Consider the following 18428-nt stretch of genomic DNA (forward strand, 5'->3'; position numbering starts at 1 on the left):
CGTCGGCGTCGGCGTCCCGGAGCGTTAGTTCCAAGAGCTGCTCACGAACGGCTTCGGCGACGTCAAGCAGCGCGACCGCGGGCACGGTCTTAGCGAATGGGGACATCGATCCACTCCGATTCTCCGGGCAACAGCGAGGCGCTGCCGGCTGACATGGCGGCCACGCGGGCCGCGGCCCGGGCCAGCTCATCCGGGTCGTCCGGCAGCGCAAGCCTCAGGACAGTAGTCTGCGCCTCGTAACCGGTTTCGGCCATGACATACCCCGCGGCGCGCAGATCGTTCTCGAGACGCCCGGCCACGGCGTGCTGCACCCTCACCGAACAGATTCGTAGGCGCCGCCGCCGCACCAGCGGCGCGAGCGCCAGAGTGCTGGACACAGATTCGGAATAGGCACGCACCAGGCCGCCGGCGCCCAACAGAATGCCGCCGAAATAGCGCACCACGACCGCGGTGACGTCGCTGAGGTCGGCCACGCCGGCAAGGGTTTCGCGCTTCAGCAGCGCCTCAAGCATGGGGATGCCCGCGGTGCCGGAGGGTTCGCCGTCGTCGTTGGACCGCTGCACGTCCCGGTCGGGGCCGAGGACGAAGGCCGAGCAGTGGTGGCGTGCGTCATGGAATTCCCGGCGCAGTTGGCCCAGGACGGCCCGGGCGGCATCCTCGTCGGCCGTTCGGGCCAGGACGGTGATGAAGCGGGACCGCTTGACCTCGATTTCGTGGCGGAACCCGGACCCCGCGGCAAGGGTGGTGTAGATGGCCGTCCTGCTCTCGGGGTCATCCGCCGCATCTGCCACCGGTTCAGTTTAGTCTGGTGAGGTGTTGAAGATCGGGTTGACCGGCGGAATCGCCTCGGGGAAGTCAATGGTTGCCGCGCGCCTGCGCGAGCTCGGCGCGGTGCTGGTCGACGCCGACGCGCTGGCGCGGGAGGTTGTGGAGCCCGGTACGCCCGGGCTGGGGCGTGTGATCGAGGCCTTCGGTGCCGCGATCCTGACGCCGGACGGCCGGCTGGACCGGCCACGGCTGGGTGCCCTGGTGTTCGGTGACCCGGAGCGCCTGGCCGTGCTCAACGGGATCATCCATCCCCTGGTGCGGGAGCGCGCCGCGGCGGTTGTCGCCGCCGCCCCGGCGGGCGCCGTCGTGGTCCAGGACATCCCTCTGCTGGTCGAGACCGGACAGGGGAAGAACTTTCACCTGGTGCTGGTGGTGGATGCCCCGGATGACGTCCGGGTCCAACGCATGGCCGAACACCGCAACATGACCGTCGGGGAAGCCCATGCCCGGATGGCCGCCCAGGCGAGCCGGGAGGACCGTATGGCCGCCGCGGACATCGTGCTGGACAATTCGGGCACCCCGGAAGAACTCCGGCGCGCGGTCGACGCGCTGTGGGAGGACCGGCTCACGCCCTTCGCGCTGAACCTCAAGGAACAAAGAATCGCACCCCGGACGGACGGGCCGGTCCTCGCACCCGCCGATCCGGCCTGGCCGGCCCAGGCCGGCCACCTGATTGCCCGGCTGCAAAGCGCCGTTCCGCAGGACGTCCTGGCCGTGGACCATATCGGGTCCACCGCCGTCCCGGGGCTCGATGCCAAAGATGTGGTCGACCTGCAGCTCAGTGTCCGGAACCTCGACGACGCGGACAGGATCGCGCCGCTGCTGGCGGAGGCGGGATTCCCGCGCTGGCCCGGCATCATTTCCGACAACCCCAAGCCCTCCCATCCGGACCCCGCTGACTGGGGCAAGCGGCTGCACGGCAACGCCGATCCCGGCCGGGCGGCGAATCTTCATGTCCGCGCGGCCGGCTCGCCCGGCTGGCGTTACGCCCTGTGCTTCCGGGACTGGCTCCGCGCCGATGCCGGGGCCCGGGCGGACTACGTCGCCGAGAAGCGGCGGGTAGCCGGGCTGCACGAGGCGGACAAGTCCACTGCCGCCTACGCGGCGGACAAGGAAGGCTGGTTCACCGAATACGCTGCGCCGCGGATGGAAGCGTGGGTCCTGAGCACGGGCTGGCGGCCGCCGTCGTACGGCGTTCAGGGAACGGACGACGGCGGAACGGACGGCGGCGGAACGGACGGCGGCAAAGGCAACAGCACCCCTGCACCCGCGGCGGAGCCTGCGCCCGGGCCGGCCCTGGTACCGCCCAAAGCTGAATGAGGATTTCCTGTCACAGCCCGGCGGTAGATTAGATACATGAGCCTTGCCCAGGAAATCAACCGTGTCGTGGCACCCTTCGAGGTCATCAGCGAGTTCCAGCCCGCAGGCGACCAGCCGGCCGCCATCGCCGAACTGACGGAGCGCATCAGGAACGGCGAGAAGGACGTGGTGCTGCTTGGCGCCACCGGCACCGGCAAGAGCGCCACCACGGCGTGGCTGATCGAGCAGGTCCAGCGCCCCACCCTGGTGCTGGTGCAGAACAAGACCCTGGCAGCGCAGCTGGCCAATGAATTCCGCGAATTGCTGCCCAACAACGCGGTGGAGTATTTCGTCTCCTACTACGACTACTACCAGCCCGAGGCCTACGTCGCCCAGACGGACACCTTCATCGAGAAGGACTCCTCCGTCAACGAGGAAGTGGAACGGCTCCGGCACTCCGCCACCAATGCCCTCCTGACCCGCCGCGACGTCATCGTGGTGGCCACGGTGTCCTGCATCTACGGCCTCGGCACGCCGGAAGAATACATCGCCGGCATGGTGACCCTCCGCAAGGGAGCGGAGATGAACCGCGACGACCTCCTCCGGAAATTCGTCGCCATGCAGTACACCCGCAACGACATGGACTTCCACCGCGGCACCTTCCGGGTCCGCGGCGACACCGTCGAAATCATCCCGATGTACGAGGAACTGGCCATCCGGATCGAGTTCTTCGGCGATGAGATCGAGAACATCCACACCCTGCACCCCCTCACCGGCGAAGTCATCCGGGATGAAACCGAGATGTACGTCTTCCCGGCCTCGCACTACGTTGCCGGGCCTGAGCGGATGAGCCGGGCAATCAAGAGGATCGAGGACGAACTCGCCGAAAGGCTCCAGGTCCTCGAAAGCCAGAACAAGCTGGTCGAGGCCCAGCGGCTGCGGATGCGCACCACCTACGACCTTGAAATGATGCAGCAGATGGGCTTCTGCAACGGCATCGAGAACTATTCGCTGCACATCGACGGACGCGACCGCGGAACGGCACCACACTGCCTCATCGACTACTTCCCGGACGACTTCCTCCTGGTGATCGACGAATCGCACGTCACCGTCCCGCAGATCGGCGCCATGTATGAGGGCGACATGTCCCGCAAGCGGTCGCTGGTGGACCATGGCTTCCGGCTGCCTTCCGCGATGGACAACCGCCCGCTGAAATGGGATGAGTTCCTCCAGCGCGTGGGCCAGACGGTCTACCTGTCCGCGACCCCGGGCAAGTACGAGCTCGGCAAATCCGACGGCTTCGTCCAGCAGATCATCCGTCCCACCGGCCTGATCGACCCCGAGGTGGTCGTCAAGCCCACGAAGGGCCAGATCGATGACCTGCTGGGCGAAATCCGGACCCGCACCGCGAAGAACGAGCGTGTCCTGGTCACCACCCTGACCAAGCGGATGGCCGAGGATCTCACGGATTACCTGCTGGGCCACGGCGTGAAGGTGGAATACCTGCACTCCGACGTCGACACGCTGCGCCGCGTGGAACTCCTGCGCGAACTGCGGATGGGCGTCTTCGACGTCCTCGTCGGCATCAACCTGCTCCGTGAAGGCCTCGACCTCCCGGAGGTGTCGCTGGTCAGCATCCTGGACGCGGACAAGGAAGGCTTCCTGCGCTCCTCGACCTCCCTGATCCAGACCATCGGGCGTGCTGCCCGAAATGTCTCCGGCCAGGTGCACATGTACGCGGACCGGATCACCGACTCGATGGCCCACGCCATCGACGAGACGAACCGGCGCCGCGCCATCCAGGTTGCCTACAACACGGAGAAGGGGATCGACCCCCAGCCGCTGCGGAAGAAGATCGCGGACATCACCGACCAGCTGGCCAAGGAAGACGCGGACACCCGCGAGCTGCTGGCCGCGGCCGGCAAGAACCGTGGCAAGGGCAAGGGCGCCTCCGTCATCCGCGCTGACGGGCTCGCGGCCGCACCGGCGGAGGACCTCGTTGGCCTGATCGAACAGCTGACCGAACAGATGCACGCCGCAGCCGGTGAGCTGCAGTTCGAGCTCGCGGCCCGTCTCCGCGACGAGGTGGGGGACTTGAAGAAGGAACTGCGCCAAATGCAGTCCGCGGGACACGCCTAGGGTAAACTCAGACGGACGTAGGGGAGTATCCCAAGCGCTACGATCGTCAACACGCGCGGCATAGATGCCGTGCCGGGCGTAGCGGGCAGCCAGGCAGCGATTCGCGCTGGCGGTCGGAGAGACTTACACCGCTGAGCTGTACCCTACGAAAGGTAATTCCCCGTGCCCGACCTTCCCCTGTGGTTCGAGATCGGCTCGTTTGTCGTCCTGGGCGTCATTCTGGCCATCGACCTGCTGATGGTCCTCAAGAGACCGCACGAGCCCTCGATGAAAGAAGCCGGGTTGTGGGTCGCGTTCTACGTGGCCCTGGCCCTGGTGTTCGCCGGTGCCATGTTCGCCTTCACAGGCCCGGAATTCGGCGGCCAGTTCATCGCCGGCTGGGTAACCGAATACAGCCTGAGCATCGACAACCTCTTCGTCTTCATCATCATCATGGCGCGCTTCTCGGTGCCGCGTAAGTACCAACAGGAAGTGCTGATGGTGGGCATCATCATCGCCCTGGTCCTGCGCGGCATTTTCATCATGCTCGGCGCGATCGTGATCGAGCAGTTCAGCTGGGTCTTCTACATCTTCGGCGCCTTCCTGCTCTGGACCGCCTGGAAGCAGGCTCAGGACGAGGGCGAGGACGAGGAAGACAAGGAAAACCCGCTGATCGCCCGGATCCGCAGGATCCTGCCGATGTCCGAGAAGTTCGACGGCGGCAAGCTGCGCACCGTGGTGGACGGCAAGAAGGTGTTCACCCCGATGCTGATCGTCTTCGTGACCATCGGCATGACGGACCTGCTGTTCGCCGTTGACTCCATTCCGGCCATCTTCGGCCTCACCCAGAGCGCCTTCATCGTCTTCACGGCGAACATCTTCGCCCTCATGGGGCTGCGCCAGCTGTACTTCCTGCTCGGCGGCCTCATGAACCGGCTCATCTACCTCAAGCACGCCCTGTCCGTCATCCTGGCGTTCATCGGCGTGAAGCTGGTCCTGCACGCCATGCACGTCAACGAACTGCCCTTCATCAACGGCGGCCAGCACATCGAGTGGGCCCCGGAGATCCCGACCTACGTCTCGCTCGCGGTAATCATCGGCACCATCATCATCGCCGTCATCGCCAGCCTGATCAGCTCCAAGGCGTCCAAGTCCAAGCTGGACGCCCGGCTGGAAGAAGACGCCCACAAGAGCCTGAGCGACGTCGACTAGCACCGGGGCCGCCACGTAGCCGGCCGGCATAAGAACGAACGGCGCTGAACCTCCACAGGTTCAGCGCCGTTCTGCTGTGCCCGGCCGCCAGCAGCCGGGCCAAGACGAGGTCAGCGGCGGGCGGACCGCGCCATCCCCAGCAGGCGCGCGAAGATCGCCTCGCCGTCGTCCGAGATGCCGTCATGGTGGTACTCGTCCGTCTCCCACACGTGCAAGCCCCGCACGGCGGCCGCCGTCTCCAGGGAAAGTTCACGGTCCACGTAGATGTCGTCGCTGTAGACGGCCGCGGCGACGGGCACGGTGTTCAGGGCCAGCCGCTCCGGATCGTACAGCAGCGCCCAGTCGTCCTTTTCGGCGAGGAGCCGTGCCACCTCCTGCAGCGGGCGCAGGGCAGGGTCCTGCTCGAAGTACCAGGGGTAGACCATTTCTCCGGTCAGCAGCGGTTCGCCGGCGTCGGGGGAGAACTCGGGGAACTCCGCCAGCACACGCCAGGCGGCCCAGTTGGTGGCCCCGGCCTGGCCGTAGATGGACTCGTGCATCAGCGCGTACAGGGGATTGGCGGCCCGGGAAACGAGGCCCCGGACTTGGTCCAGGAAGGCGTCTGAGAGCCGGTCGCCGTCGGGTGTGGCCACGAAGGCGTCCTCGAGCAGGTGGTGCAGGGCGTCCACGCGGGTATTGCCGCCCAGGAACGAGCCCACCATCTGGAACCGTTCCACGGTGAGCCGGCCGCCGTCGGGCAGGAACTCCTCCGTCTCCCGCAGATGCCTGGCGATCCGGGTGACGGCGGCACGGTCCTCCGGGTACCAGCCAAAGTATTCGGCGTTCCGGGCCGCGACCCGCTGGAACGTTGCCCGGTAGACGCGGTCCGCGGAGCCGCCCAGCGGGGCAAGGCCGCCCGTCACGAGCACCTCGCGCAGCCCTTCCGGGGCGAAGGAGAGGTAGCTGAGCGCGCAGAAGCCGCCGTAGCTCTGGCCGTAGATGGTCCACGGGGCGGAGCCCAGGGCGGCCCTGATGGCCTCGGCGTCGGCGACGATCGAGTCGCCACGGAAGTGCATCAGGTACTGGGCCTGCTCCGCGTGGGTGCCGCGCAGGGGCAGCGTGTTGCGGTCCACCGCCGAGGACAGACCGGTGCCGCGCTGGTCCAGCATGAGGATCCGGAAGTCCTTGGCGGCTGCTTTGCTCCAGCCGCCAAGGGACGGGAACCGGTTTCCGCGCCCGCCGGGTCCGCCCTGCAGGTAGAGCAGCCAGGGGAGCTCGGCCGCCGCCTCCTCGCTGTGCTCCGTTGAGACGTACTCGCGGGCAAACACGGAGATGGTCTCCCCGCGCCGTTCCGCCTCACTGAAGTGGTCCAGGGGGACCTCGAAGTAGTGCTCCGCGGTCCGCATGCCGCGGTAGGTGTGGCGTGCCCGCACGCTGTGCCGGACGCTGGAGCCGGCCTCCAGCAGGGCGGCTCCCATGAGCCCCGTCACCGGAAGATCAACCACGGGCCGCCTCCCCGCGGGAGCCGGCTAGGGATCCGCCGAAAGCCTCCAGGGCCGCCCCGGTCAGGCGGAAGGTGGACCATTCCTCCATTGGCGCTGCGCCAAGCCTCTTGTAGAAGTTGATGGAGGGCTCATTCCAGTCCAGGACGCTCCACTCAACGCGGGCGTAGCCGCGGTCGACGGCGGTCGCCGCCAGATGCTGCAGCAGTGCCTTGCCGTGGCCCTCGCCGCGTGCCTCCGGCCTGACGTAGAGGTCCTCGAGGTAAATTCCGTGGACGCCCTCCCATGTGGAGTAATTCAGGAACCAGAGGGCAAAGCCCCGCACGTCACCGGCCGTGTTCTCCGCCATCGTGGCGAAGACCCTCGGGTTCTCGCCGAAGAGTGCCTCGGAGAGCATCTCTGGGGTGTTCCGGACCGCGTCCGGTTCCTTCTCATAGAGGGCGAGATCGTGGATCATCTGCAGGATGGCGGGGACGTCTTGGGGCGTGGCGGGCCGGATTACACTCATCATCCGAGTTTACCCGGCGGTGTGATCGGTCACGGGGCCGCGACAGGGCGGCGGGTCTCCGGTACCGGCAGCGCCCCGGCGGCAGGCCGCCGGCCGGGCAGGGGCCCTAGAGTCGGTTGACGTCGGTGACGCGGACGACGGCGGTCCCGGATTCATCCGAGGCTGCCAGATCCACCTCGGCGGAGATGCCCCAGTCGTGGTTGCGGGCCGGGTCGTCGAAGATCTGCCGGACCTTCCACACGCCGGGCTCCTCGGTGATGATCAGCAGTCCCGGGCCGCGGGCGTCGGGTCCGGTGCCGATGTCGTTGTGTTCGTCGAAGTAGTCGTCCAGGACATCTTCCCAGCGCTCCGCGTCCCAGCCGGAACCGGCATCGAGTTCGCCCAGGGCGGTGGCGGCTTCATCGGCGAACAGTTCCACGCGGCGGAACATTTCGTTGCGAACCATCACCCGGAAGGCCCGGACGTTGGAGGTCAGCGACGGCGGCGGGGGCGGGGGAGCGTCATGCGGGGTGGGCGCCGCGCCGGATGTCAGCTCCTCCCATTCGTCGAGGAGGCTGGAGTCCACCTGGCGGACCAGCTCGCCGAGCCAGGCGATCAGGTCCTCAAGGTCCTCCCGGAGGGCGTCCTGCGGGACGGTCTGGCGGAGCGCCTTGAAACCATCGGCGAGGTAGCGCAGCACAATCCCCTCCGAGCGGGCCAGGCCGTAGAACTGGACGAATTCGCCGAAGTTCATGGCACGCTCGTACATGTCCCGGACCACGGATTTGGGCGCGAGCTCGAAGTCGCCGATCCACGGCGCGGCCTTGCGGTAGACATCGAAGGCCTCGCCGAGGATCTCCGCGAGCGGCTGCGGGTAGGTGACCTCCTCGAGCATCGCCATCCTCTGGTCGTACTCGATGCCGTCGGCCTTCATCGCCGCGATGGCTTCGCCGCGCGCCTTCTTCTGCTGCGCCGACAGGATCTGGCGCGGCTTCTCCAGGGTCGCCTCGATCACGGACACGACGTCCAGGGCGTACGACGGCGACTCCGGATCCAGCAGCTCCAGCGCGGCGAGGGCGAACGGGGACAGGGGCTGGTTCAGGGCGAAGTTCGGCTGCAGGTGGACCGTGAGCCGGACCGTGCGGCCATCGGCACCCTGCTCTTCCGGCGGGATCCGCTCCACGACACCGGCCGCGAGGAGCTCGCGGTAGATCCCCAGGGCCTTCTTCATGAGCTGGAGCTGGGCCGGACGGGTCTCGTGGTTTTCGGTGAGCAGCCGGCGCGCGGCCTGGAACGGGTCGCCCGGGCGTTCCATGAGGTTCATCAGCATCGCGTGCGTCACGGTGAAACTCGACGTCAGGGGATCCGGCACAGACTCGACCAGCCGCTTGTAGGTGGGCTCGCCCCAGGACACGAAGCCTTCCGGGGGCTTCTTCTTGACCACCTGCCGCAGCTTCTTCTGGTCATCGCCGAACTTGGCTGTGGCCTTGGCCATCGCCTTCACGTTCTCGGTGACGTGCTCCGGGGCCTGGACCACCACGGTTCCGGCGGTGTCATACCCGGCACGTCCGGCACGTCCCGCAATCTGGTGGAACTCGCGGGAGTTCAGCAGGCGGGTGCGCACGCCGTCGTACTTGCTCAGGGCCGTGAGCAACACCGTGCGGATGGGCACGTTGATGCCCACCCCGAGCGTGTCCGTGCCGCAGATGACCTTCAGCAGGCCTGCCTGGGCGAGCTGCTCGACGAGCCGGCGGTATTTGGGCAGCATGCCGGCGTGGTGCACCCCGATGCCGTGCCGGACCAGCCGGTTGAGGGTCTTGCCAAAGCCTGCGGCGAAACGGAACCCGGCGATCAGCTCGGCAATCTTGTCCTTTTCCTCGCGGGTGCAGACGTTGATGCTCATCAGGTTCTGCGCCCGGTCGATCGCCTCCACCTGGCTGAAGTGGACCACGTAGACCGGGACCTGCTTCGTGGCGAGCAGCTCTTCAAGGGTCTCGTGGACCGGGGTCTGCTCGTAGTAGTAGTGCAGCGGAATGGGACGTTCCACGGAACTGACGGTCGTCGTCGGACGGCCGGTCAGTTCGCTGATGCCCTCCTCAAAACGGCTCACGTCGCCGAGCGTGGCGGACATCAGCAGGAACTGGGCCTGCGGCAGTTCGAGCAGCGGCACCTGCCACGCCCAGCCGCGCTGCGGGTCGGAGTAGAAGTGGAACTCGTCCATGATGACGGCGCCCAGCTCTGCGGCAGCGCCTTCGCGCAGGGCGGTGTTGGCCAGGATTTCGGCGGTGCAGCAGATGATCGGTGCGTCCTGGTTGACGCCGGAGTCGCCGGTGATCATGCCGACGTTCTCGGCTCCGAAGATCTCGCAGAGGGCGAAGAACTTTTCCGAGACCAGTGCCTTGATCGGGGCGGTGTAGTAGCTGCGCTCTCCGCGTGCCATGGCCTGGAAGTGGGCGGCGATGGCCACGAGGGATTTCCCGGACCCGGTGGGTGTGGCGAGGATGACGTTGGAGCCGGCGGCCAGCTCCATGATGGCCTCGTCCTGGGCGGTGTAGAGGGCAAGGCCGCGGGTCTCGGTCCACTCGACAAACCGGGTGTAGAGCTCGTCCGGGTCCAGGGCCGTCCTGCCGGGGACTCGGGCGGCCGGGGCGGGGAGCTGATCAACGAGTTTCATTGCTGTCCAGCTTAGTGCCCGCGCCGTGGCCGCGGCACCGGCGGAGCCTTGCGCCGCAGGCAGCGGTTGCGTGCCTCCTTGGCTGGCCTACGGGCCGGGACTACGCTTCGGATAGGACAGAATTGCCGGAAACTGGAGGTGCCATGAAGTGGGATCCTGAGAAATACGTGCAGTTCGGGGACTACCGGGACAGGCCGTTTTTTGATCTGACGGGACGGATTCATGCCGACGCGCCGCGGCACGTCGTGGACCTCGGCTGCGGTCCGGGCAACCTGACCGCGACGCTCGCGGACCGGTGGCCGGGCGCCCAGGTAATGGGACTGGATTCCTCGGCGGAAATGCTGGCGACGTCAAAGAAGTATGCGGCCGCGGCGGCCAATCTCTCCTACGACCTGGCCGACATCGCGCACTGGATGCCCTCCGGGGACACGGACGTGGTGGTCACGAACGCCGCCCTGCAGTGGGTGCCCGAGCACCGGAAGCTGTTGCCGGAGTGGCTCGATGCCCTCAAGCCGGGCTCCTGGTTCGCGCTGCAGGTGCCGGGGAACTTCAACGCCCCGTCCCACACCCTGATGCGGGAGCTGGCCGACTCGCCGGCCTGGGCCGGGCGGCTCGCCGGGGTCCTGCGCCACGACGACGTGGTGGGGGAGGCGGCAGAGTACCTGGAGATCATGCTCGACGCCGGGTGCGCCGCCGACGCCTGGGAGACCACCTACATGCAGCTGCTCCCGGGCGCCCACCCCGTGCTGGAGTGGGTCCGCGGCACGGGACTCAGGCCGGTCCTCGCGGCCCTTCCCGAGGAGGCGGCCCGGGAATTTGAGGCCGAATATTCGGCAAGGTTGGACGACGCGTATCCCGCGGGCCGGCACGGGACTGTGTTCCCGTTCCGGCGCACCTTCGCGGTGGCGCAAAAAACCGGGTGAGCGGAGTGTCCGCCGGTTGACACAAAGCACTCTGGAATGGGGCTTACAATGACGTGGCGGCATGGGGGCAGCCGTTAGGCTGTTTCCCATTCCGGGCCCTGGGCTAGTAATGGAGGTTCGGTGCTAATAGGCCTGATGGCGCGGCTGCTGTCCGCGCATAAGGGGCGCGTGCTGGCCATTGTTGTGCTGCAGCTCGTGCAAGCCACCGCCAACCTGCTCCTGCCCACCTTGAACGCCGCGATCATCGATGACGGCATCATCGGCGGGGACAAAGGGGAAATCCTCCATCTCGGCGGCTGGATGGCCGGCATCGCCGCCGTCCAGGTGATCGCTGCCATCGCGGCCGGATACTTGGGCGCCGTCGTCGCCATGGAGATCGGCGGCCAGCTGCGCGGAGAGCTCTTCATCAAGGTGCAGTCCTTCTCCTCCCAGGAAGTCAGCGTTTTCGGGGCCCCCAGCCTCGTCACCCGTACCACCAACGACGTCGCCCAGATCCAAAACCTCGCCGTCCTGGTGTTCATCATGCTCATTGCGGCGCCGGCGATCTTCATCGGCGGAATCGTGCTGGCCGTGCACCAGGACGTCGTGCTGTCCTGGATCGTGGTGGTGGTCATCCCGGTCCTTACGGTGATCATGACGGTGATCGTGCGCCAGCTGATTCCGCTGTACCGCCAGGGCCAGGGGCTCCTGGACCGGATCGGCCGGGTCATGCGTGAGCAGATCATCGGCGCCAACGTCATCCGCAGCTTTGTCCGGCAGGACCATGAAATCCGCCGTTTCGATGAAGCCAACAAGGACCTCACCCGCAACAACCTCAAATCCGCCCTGCTGGTCGCGGCAATGATGCCGATGATCATGTTCGTGGTGAACCTGTCGTCCGTGTTCGTGGTGTGGTTCGGCGGCCATCGGATCGACTCCGGCGAAATGCGGCTGGGGGCGCTGACCGCCTTCATCGCCTACATCCTGCAGATCCTGATTGCCATCATGATGGCAATGTACGTCTTCATGACCGCCCCGCGGGCGGCGGCATGCGCCGAACGGATCCGCGAGGTGCTGGACACGGAACCGGCCATCGCCGATCCTGCCACGCCTGCCGGTGCCAGGGGCGGCGCCCGGGCCAGCGCCCCTGCCGGCCAGCCCGGCCATGGTGCACACCCCGGCCAGGCTGCGCATCCCCGCCATGCCGCGCCCGCGGGCCGGAGCGTCGAGTTCAGGAACGTGTCCTTCGCCTATCCGGGCGCCGAGGCGCCGGTGCTGGACGGAGTTTCGTTCACCGCGCGGCCCGGGACCACGACGGCGATCATCGGTGCAACCGGCAGCGGCAAGACGACGCTCCTGAACCTGCTTCCCCGGTTCCTCGACGCGACCGCCGGCGAGATCCTCATCGGCGGGCGCAATGTGCGGGCCATGCCGCTGGAGGACCTGCGGAGCCTGATCGCCGTCGTCCCGCAGCAGTCCTATCTCTTCGCAGGCACGGTCGCGGAAAATCTTCGGCTTGGCTCGCCTGCCGCGGACGAGCCGGAATTGTGGCAGGCGCTCGAAGCGGCCCAGGCCGCCGACTTTGTCCGCGAATTGCCGCTGGGGCTCGAAGCGCCGGTGAGCCAGGGCGGCACCAACTTCTCCGGCGGCGAACGGCAGCGGCTGTGCATCGCCCGGGCACTGCTCAAGAAGGCCCCGGCATACCTTTTCGATGACAGTTTCTCGGCCCTGGACTACGGAACCGATGTCCGGCTTCGCGCGGCGATCGAGCCGCTGCTGCGGTCGGCGACCGTGCTGGTCGTGGCCGAACGCGTGTCAACGATCGTGGACGCCGGGCTGATCCTGGTGCTCGAGGACGGCCGCCTGGTCGCGCAGGGCACGCACAGCGAACTCATGGAGACCTCGCCCAGCTACCAGGAAATTGCCGCGTCCCAGCTGGTGTTGGAGGAAGCCCCGTGAGGCGCGGGCGCGCATCCCGCGCCGGGACCGCAGCCAGGGCCGCTGCGGCCGCTCCCGCAGAGCGCATCAAGTGGCAGTCCGCCGCCCGCCTCCTGCGCCTGCTGGTGCCGCTGAAGTGGCGGATGGCCGGTGTCATCGCCGCCACCTGTGCGTTCGTGACACTCAACGTAGCGGCCCCCAAGGTCCTCGGTGACGCGACCGACGTCGTCGTGGGGGGCTTCCTGGGCGGTTCCCTCGACGAACAGGAGCTGGCCGCCCGGCTGCTGGCGGTATCCGCCATGTACGCCGGGGCGTCGCTCTTCAGCTGGATCCAGGGCTCCCTGACCGCCACGGCCGTGCAGCGCCTCAGCTACGGACTCCGCGGCTCCGTGGAACAGAAGCTCCATGTGCTGCCCTCCAGCCATTTCGAGGAGCAGCGCCGCGGCGACGTGCTCAGCCGCGCCACCAACGACGTCGACAACATCTCGCAGGCCCTCAACCAACTCCTCAACCAGCTGATCCTGTCCGTCCTGATGCTGACCGCCGCACTGGCCATGATGCTGTGGCTCTCGCCGCTCCTGGCCCTGATTGCCGTCCTCTCTGTGCCGGTGTCCACCGTGATCACCGTGTTGGTGGCCCGGCACTCCCAGGCACACTTCAAGGAGCAGTGGAGCAGCACGGGCGCACTGACCGCCCAACTCGAAGAAACCTTCACCGGGCATGAAGTGGTCAAGGCCTTCGGCCGGCAGGAGGCCTCGGCGGAGGTCTTCCGGGAGTACAACGAAAAGCTCACGCGCTCGAGCACCCGGGCCCAGTATTTGTCCGGCATCGTGCAGCCGCTGTTGGTGTTTGTCGCCAACCTCAACTACATCGCCGTGGCGGTGGTGGGGGCGCTGCAGGTTACCGCCGGGGCCATGACCATCGGCGGCATCCAGGCCTTCTTCCAGTTTTCCCGCCTCTTCAGCCAGCCCGTGGGCCAGATCGGCGGCATGCTGACCCTCCTGCAGTCCTGCCTCGCCTCGGCGGAGCGCGTCTTTGAGCTGCTTGACGCCCCGGAGATCCCGGCGGACGCCGCCGTGCCGGCCGTGTCCTCCAACGGCGCCGGCAAGCTTCGCGGCGGCGCCACCCTGCGAAAAGTCCATGTCCCGCGCAGGTCGCACAACGGACGCAAATCCGATGCCACGCCCGGGTCCCCTGCGGCGCTGGTTCCGGAGACGCTGGTTCCCGGTGCCGTGGCGGGCCGGGTCACGTTCGAGCACGTCACTTTCAGCTACAGCCCCGGCACCCCTGTGGTGAAGGACCTCTCCTTCACGGTGGAACCGGGACAGACCGTGGCAATCGTGGGACACACCGGGGCCGGCAAGACCACCGTGGTCAACCTCCTGATGCGCTTCTACGAACTGGACTCCGGACGGATCCTGGTGGACTCGACCGACATCGCCACCATCCCGCGGGACGATCTGCGCAGCGCCTTCGGCACCGTCCTGCAGGACGCCTGGCTGTTCACCGGCAGCATCCGGGAGAACATCGAATACGGCCGCCCCGGCGCCGCCGACGCCGACATCCTGGAGGCGGCCCGGGCCAGCCACGTGGACCAGTTCGTCAGGTCCCTCCCGGCCGGCTACGCCACGATGCTCGGCAACGACGGCGATTCCCTGAGCCGGGGCCAGCGCCAGCTCGTCTCGATCGCCCGGGCGCAGATCGCGGGGCGCAGCATCCTGGTCCTGGACGAAGCCACGAGTTCCGTGGACAGCCGCACCGAGGTGCAGATCCGCCACGCCATGGAACAGCTGCGGCAAGGTCACACGAGCTTCGTGATCGCGCACCGTTTGTCCACGGTCCGTGACGCTGATCTAATTCTCGTCATGGACCACGGACGAATCGTTGAACACGGGACCCATCAGCAGCTGATGGCCAGGCGCGGGCTCTACAAGGATTTGTACGAGGCGCAGTTCGCCGGCCGCGAACACGTGCGCACCGTCCGGGAGGCCGAACAGTGAGTCCCGTGGACACGGCGGGGGAGCGTTTTCCCGGCTCCTGGCGGACCAACCCGGCCAGCTCCGTGCCGCTCTTCGAACAGCTCCGGCTCTACGTCATTGAACGCGCCGACAACGGCACGCTCGCCCCCGGCACCCGGCTTCCGGCCGTGCGGAGCCTCGCCGGCGAGCTCGGCGTGGCACCGCACACCGTGGCGCGGGCATACAAGGAACTCGAGGCCGCCGGCGTGGTGGTGACGCGGGGCCGGAACGGCACCGTCGTCTGCGCCCGCGACGCCGCCTGGAGCTCGCTGTCCGCCGCCGCCACCGAGTTCGCCGCGGCCGCCAAGGCCCAGGGCGCGAGCTTCGCCGAGGCCGTGCAGCTGCTGGCCGCCGCCTACGACCGCCACTAGCACATCCGGAAGGGCCCGCGACGCGCGGAATAGTTTTTCGAAGAAGTTTTCGATTAGCATTAGATTCGTGCCTAAAGCTGTAGCTGAAGATCCAGCCGTTGAAGTCCAGTCCGCCATCGAACCGCTGGCAGCCCGGGAAGCCGCCCCGTCCCGTCCCGCGCTGAAGCGTCCGGACATGACGCGCCTTGTGGTCAAGGGTGCGCGCGAGCACAACCTGCGCAACGTGGACCTGGACCTTCCCCGTGATGCCATGATCGTTTTCACCGGCCTGTCCGGCTCCGGAAAGTCCTCCCTGGCGTTTGACACCATCTTCGCCGAGGGCCAGCGCCGCTACGTCGAATCCCTCTCCGCCTACGCCCGGCAGTTCCTGGGCCAGGTGGACAAGCCCGACGTCGACTTCATCGAGGGCCTCTCGCCCGCTGTGTCCATTGACCAGAAGTCCACCAGCAAGAACCCGCGGTCCACGGTGGGCACCATCACCGAGATTTACGACTACATGCGCCTGCTCTGGGCCCGCGTGGGGCGGCCCTACTGCCCCATCTGCGGTGAGCCCGTGACCAAGCAGACTCCGCAGCAGATCGTGGACCAGCTGCTCGAGCTCACGGACGGGACCCGCTTCCAGGTGCTGGCGCCCGTGGTCCGCGGGCGCAAGGGCGAATTCGTCGACCTCTTCAAGGAACTGACCGCCAAGGGCTACTCGCGGGCGCGGGTGGATGGCGAGCTCGTCCAGCTCAGCGATCCGCCGAAGCTGGGCAAGCAGTTTAAGCACACCATCGAGGTAGTGGTGGACCGCCTGGTGGTCAAGGAAGGCATCAGCCAGCGCCTGACCGACTCCGTTGAAACCGCCCTCGGCCTGGCCGAAGGACGGGTCCTGGCCGAGTTCGTCGACCTCGAAGCCGAGGATCCCGGGCGGATCAGGGCGTTCTCCGAACACCTCGCCTGCCCCAACGAACACCCCCTGGCTATCGACGAGATCGAGCCGCGCTCCTTCTCCTTCAACAATCCGTTCGGCGCCTGCAGCGCGTGCAGCGGCATTGGAACCAGGCTCGAAGTCGATGAGGAACTCATCATCCCGAACCCGGAGCTCTCCCTCGCGGAGGGAGCCATCGCGCCGTGGTCCCTCGGGACGGCGACCTCAGAGTACTGGGGCCGGCTGCTCAGCGGACTCGCCGAGGAACTCGGGTTCTCCATGACGACGCCGTGGGAGAAGCTCGACGCCGACGTCCGGCAGACCGTGCTGCAGGGCAAGGACCACAAGGTTGTTGTGCAGTACCGGAACCGCTTTGGCCGGGAACGCAAGTACAGCACCGGCTTCGAGGGCGTGATGCAGTACGTGCACCGCAAGCATGGCGAGACCGATTCGGACTCGGCCCGCGACCGGTATGAGGAATACATGCGGCAGGTCCCGTGCCCTGCCTGCAACGGCGCCCGGCTGAACCCGGCATCCCTCTCGGTCCTGATCAACGGCAAGTCGATCGCCGAAGTCGCTGCGCTGCCCATGCGCGAATGCGCGCACTTCCTCGACAACCTCGTCCTCACCGGCCGCGAAGCCCAGATCGCCCACCAGGTGCTCAAGGAAATCCAGGCCCGGCTGACCTTCCTGCTCGACGTCGGGCTCGAGTACCTGAACCTGGAACGGCCCTCCGGGACGCTGTCCGGCGGCGAGGCGCAGCGCATCCGGCTCGCCACGCAGATCGGCTCCGGCCTTGTGGGCGTGCTCTACGTCCTGGACGAGCCCTCCATCGGCCTGCACCAGCGGGACAACCGCCGACTGATCGAAACCCTCACCCGGCTCCGGGACCTCGGCAACACCCTGATCGTGGTGGAGCATGACGAGGACACCATCCACGAGGCCGACTGGGTGGTGGACATCGGACCGGGCGCCGGCGAGCACGGCGGCATGGTGGTCCACTCCGGCTCGTACCAGGCGCTGCTGGAAAACACCGATTCGCTCACCGGCGACTACCTCGCGGGCCGGAAGAAGATCGAAATCCCCAAGAAGCGGCGCAAGTACGACAAGAAGCGCGAGCTCAAGGTGATCGGCGCCAAGGAGAACAACCTCCTGAACATCGACGCCAGCTTCCCGCTGGGCCTCTTCACCGCCGTCACGGGCGTCAGCGGCTCCGGCAAGTCCACCCTGGTCAACGAGATCCTCTACAAGGTCCTCGCCAACAAGCTCAACGGCGCCAAGCAGGTGGCCGGCCGGCACAAGTCTGTCCAGGGCCTTGAGCACCTGGACAAGGTGGTCCACGTCGACCAGAGCCCCATCGGCCGCACCCCGCGCTCCAACCCGGCCACCTACACCGGCGTGTTCGACCACATCCGGAAGCTCTTTGCCGAGACCACCGAGGCCAAGGTCCGCGGCTACCTGCCGGGCCGGTTCTCCTTCAACGTCAAGGGCGGCCGCTGCGAGGCCTGCTCAGGCGACGGCACCCTGAAGATCGAGATGAACTTCCTGCCGGACGTCTATGTCCCCTGCGAGGTCTGCCACGGTGCCCGGTACAACCGCGAGACCCTGGAAGTCCACTACAAGGGCAAAACCATCGCCGACGTGCTGAACATGCCCATCGAGGAAGGCGCGGAGTTCTTCGCGGCGTTTTCCCCGATCGCCCGGCACCTCAACACGCTCGTCGACGTCGGTCTGGGCTACGTCCGCCTCGGCCAGCCCGCCACGACGCTCTCCGGCGGCGAGGCCCAGCGCGTGAAGCTCGCGGCCGAGCTCCAGAAGCGCTCTAACGGCCGCAGCGTGTACGTCCTGGACGAGCCCACCACGGGCCTGCACTTCGAGGACATCCGTAAGCTCCTCATGGTGCTGCAGGGCCTCGTGGAGAAGGGCAACACGGTGATCACGATCGAGCACAACCTCGACGTCATCAAGAGCGCGGACTGGATCGTGGACCTGGGCCCCGACGGCGGTTCGGGCGGCGGCCGGGTGATCGCCTCCGGAACGCCGGAACAGGTGGCCAAGTCCAGCGAGAGCCACACCGCCGCGTTCCTCGCCGAGCTCCTCGCCTGACCACTGCGCCTGACCATTGCGCCCGAACACTGCGATTAGCCTCCCCGCCTGACCCCCGGCCGCCCCGGGACTGGGCGGGGAGGA

At 67.3% G+C, this 18428-nt stretch carries 12 protein-coding genes; 8 read left to right on the plus strand and 4 right to left on the minus strand.

Annotated features, from left to right (window positions below):
• Positions 1 to 89: 89 nt before the first annotated feature.
• Positions 90 to 791: an IMPACT family protein gene (locus AB4089_RS06945; protein ID WP_441408565.1), complete on the minus strand. Its 702-nt coding sequence runs from the start codon at positions 789 to 791 to the stop codon at positions 90 to 92.
• Between the two features lie 22 nt (positions 792 to 813).
• On the opposite strand from AB4089_RS06945, the gene coaE reads away from it, so the two are divergent.
• The 3 genes from coaE (at position 814) to AB4089_RS06960 (ending at position 5457) form a co-directional block, all read left to right on the plus strand.
• Positions 814 to 2148 carry a dephospho-CoA kinase gene (gene coaE, locus AB4089_RS06950; protein WP_441408566.1) on the plus strand — a complete coding sequence of 445 codons (1335 nt, stop codon included), beginning with the start codon at positions 814 to 816 and terminating at the stop codon, positions 2146 to 2148.
• A 36-nt stretch (positions 2149 to 2184) separates the two neighbouring features.
• Positions 2185 to 4266, plus strand: coding sequence for an excinuclease ABC subunit UvrB (gene uvrB / locus AB4089_RS06955; RefSeq protein ID WP_441408567.1), 2082 nt, complete (start codon positions 2185 to 2187; stop codon positions 4264 to 4266).
• A gap of 162 nt (positions 4267 to 4428) precedes the next feature.
• Positions 4429 to 5457: a TerC family protein gene (locus tag AB4089_RS06960; protein ID WP_441408568.1), complete on the plus strand. Its 1029-nt coding sequence runs from the start codon at positions 4429 to 4431 to the stop codon at positions 5455 to 5457.
• Between the two features lie 110 nt (positions 5458 to 5567).
• Here the strand turns inward: AB4089_RS06960 and AB4089_RS06965 are convergent, their stop codons facing one another.
• From AB4089_RS06965 to AB4089_RS06975, 3 genes are all read right to left on the minus strand, one after another.
• On the minus strand, positions 5568 to 6914 hold the full coding sequence (locus AB4089_RS06965; protein ID WP_441408684.1) for an alpha/beta fold hydrolase: 1347 nt from the start codon (positions 6912 to 6914) through the stop codon (positions 5568 to 5570).
• A 19-nt stretch (positions 6915 to 6933) separates the two neighbouring features.
• Positions 6934 to 7446 carry a GNAT family N-acetyltransferase gene (locus AB4089_RS06970; RefSeq protein ID WP_441408569.1) on the minus strand — a complete coding sequence of 171 codons (513 nt, stop codon included), beginning with the start codon at positions 7444 to 7446 and terminating at the stop codon, positions 6934 to 6936.
• Between the two features lie 106 nt (positions 7447 to 7552).
• Complete coding sequence (locus AB4089_RS06975) at positions 7553 to 10099, minus strand: DEAD/DEAH box helicase (RefSeq protein WP_441408570.1); 2547 nt, start codon at positions 10097 to 10099, stop codon at positions 7553 to 7555.
• 143 nt (positions 10100 to 10242) lie between these two features.
• Here AB4089_RS06975 and AB4089_RS06980 point away from each other — a divergent pair, with 143 nt between their 5' ends.
• The 5 genes from AB4089_RS06980 (at position 10243) to uvrA (ending at position 18344) form a co-directional block, all read left to right on the plus strand.
• Positions 10243 to 11022, plus strand: a complete 780-nt coding sequence (locus AB4089_RS06980; protein WP_441408571.1) for a trans-aconitate 2-methyltransferase — start codon at positions 10243 to 10245, stop codon at positions 11020 to 11022.
• Between the two features lie 135 nt (positions 11023 to 11157).
• The gene (locus tag AB4089_RS06985) at positions 11158 to 12960 is read left to right on the plus strand and encodes an ABC transporter ATP-binding protein (RefSeq protein WP_441408685.1); all 1803 of its coding nucleotides are present in this window, start codon (positions 11158 to 11160) and stop codon (positions 12958 to 12960) included.
• Between the two features lie 122 nt (positions 12961 to 13082).
• The gene (locus tag AB4089_RS06990) at positions 13083 to 14939 is read left to right on the plus strand and encodes an ABC transporter ATP-binding protein (RefSeq protein ID WP_441408686.1); all 1857 of its coding nucleotides are present in this window, start codon (positions 13083 to 13085) and stop codon (positions 14937 to 14939) included.
• On the plus strand, positions 14936 to 15328 hold the full coding sequence (locus tag AB4089_RS06995) for a GntR family transcriptional regulator (RefSeq protein WP_441408572.1): 393 nt from the start codon (positions 14936 to 14938) through the stop codon (positions 15326 to 15328). Before AB4089_RS06990 ends, AB4089_RS06995 begins: the two co-directional genes overlap by 4 nt.
• Positions 15329 to 15395: 67 nt before the next feature.
• Positions 15396 to 18344, plus strand: coding sequence for an excinuclease ABC subunit UvrA (gene uvrA / locus AB4089_RS07000; protein ID WP_441408573.1), 2949 nt, complete (start codon positions 15396 to 15398; stop codon positions 18342 to 18344).
• The last annotated feature ends 84 nt before the right edge of the window (positions 18345 to 18428 follow it).

Source organism: Arthrobacter sp. 2MCAF15 (assembly GCF_052115605.1).
In the GTDB taxonomy this organism is placed as follows: domain Bacteria; phylum Actinomycetota; class Actinomycetes; order Actinomycetales; family Micrococcaceae; genus Arthrobacter.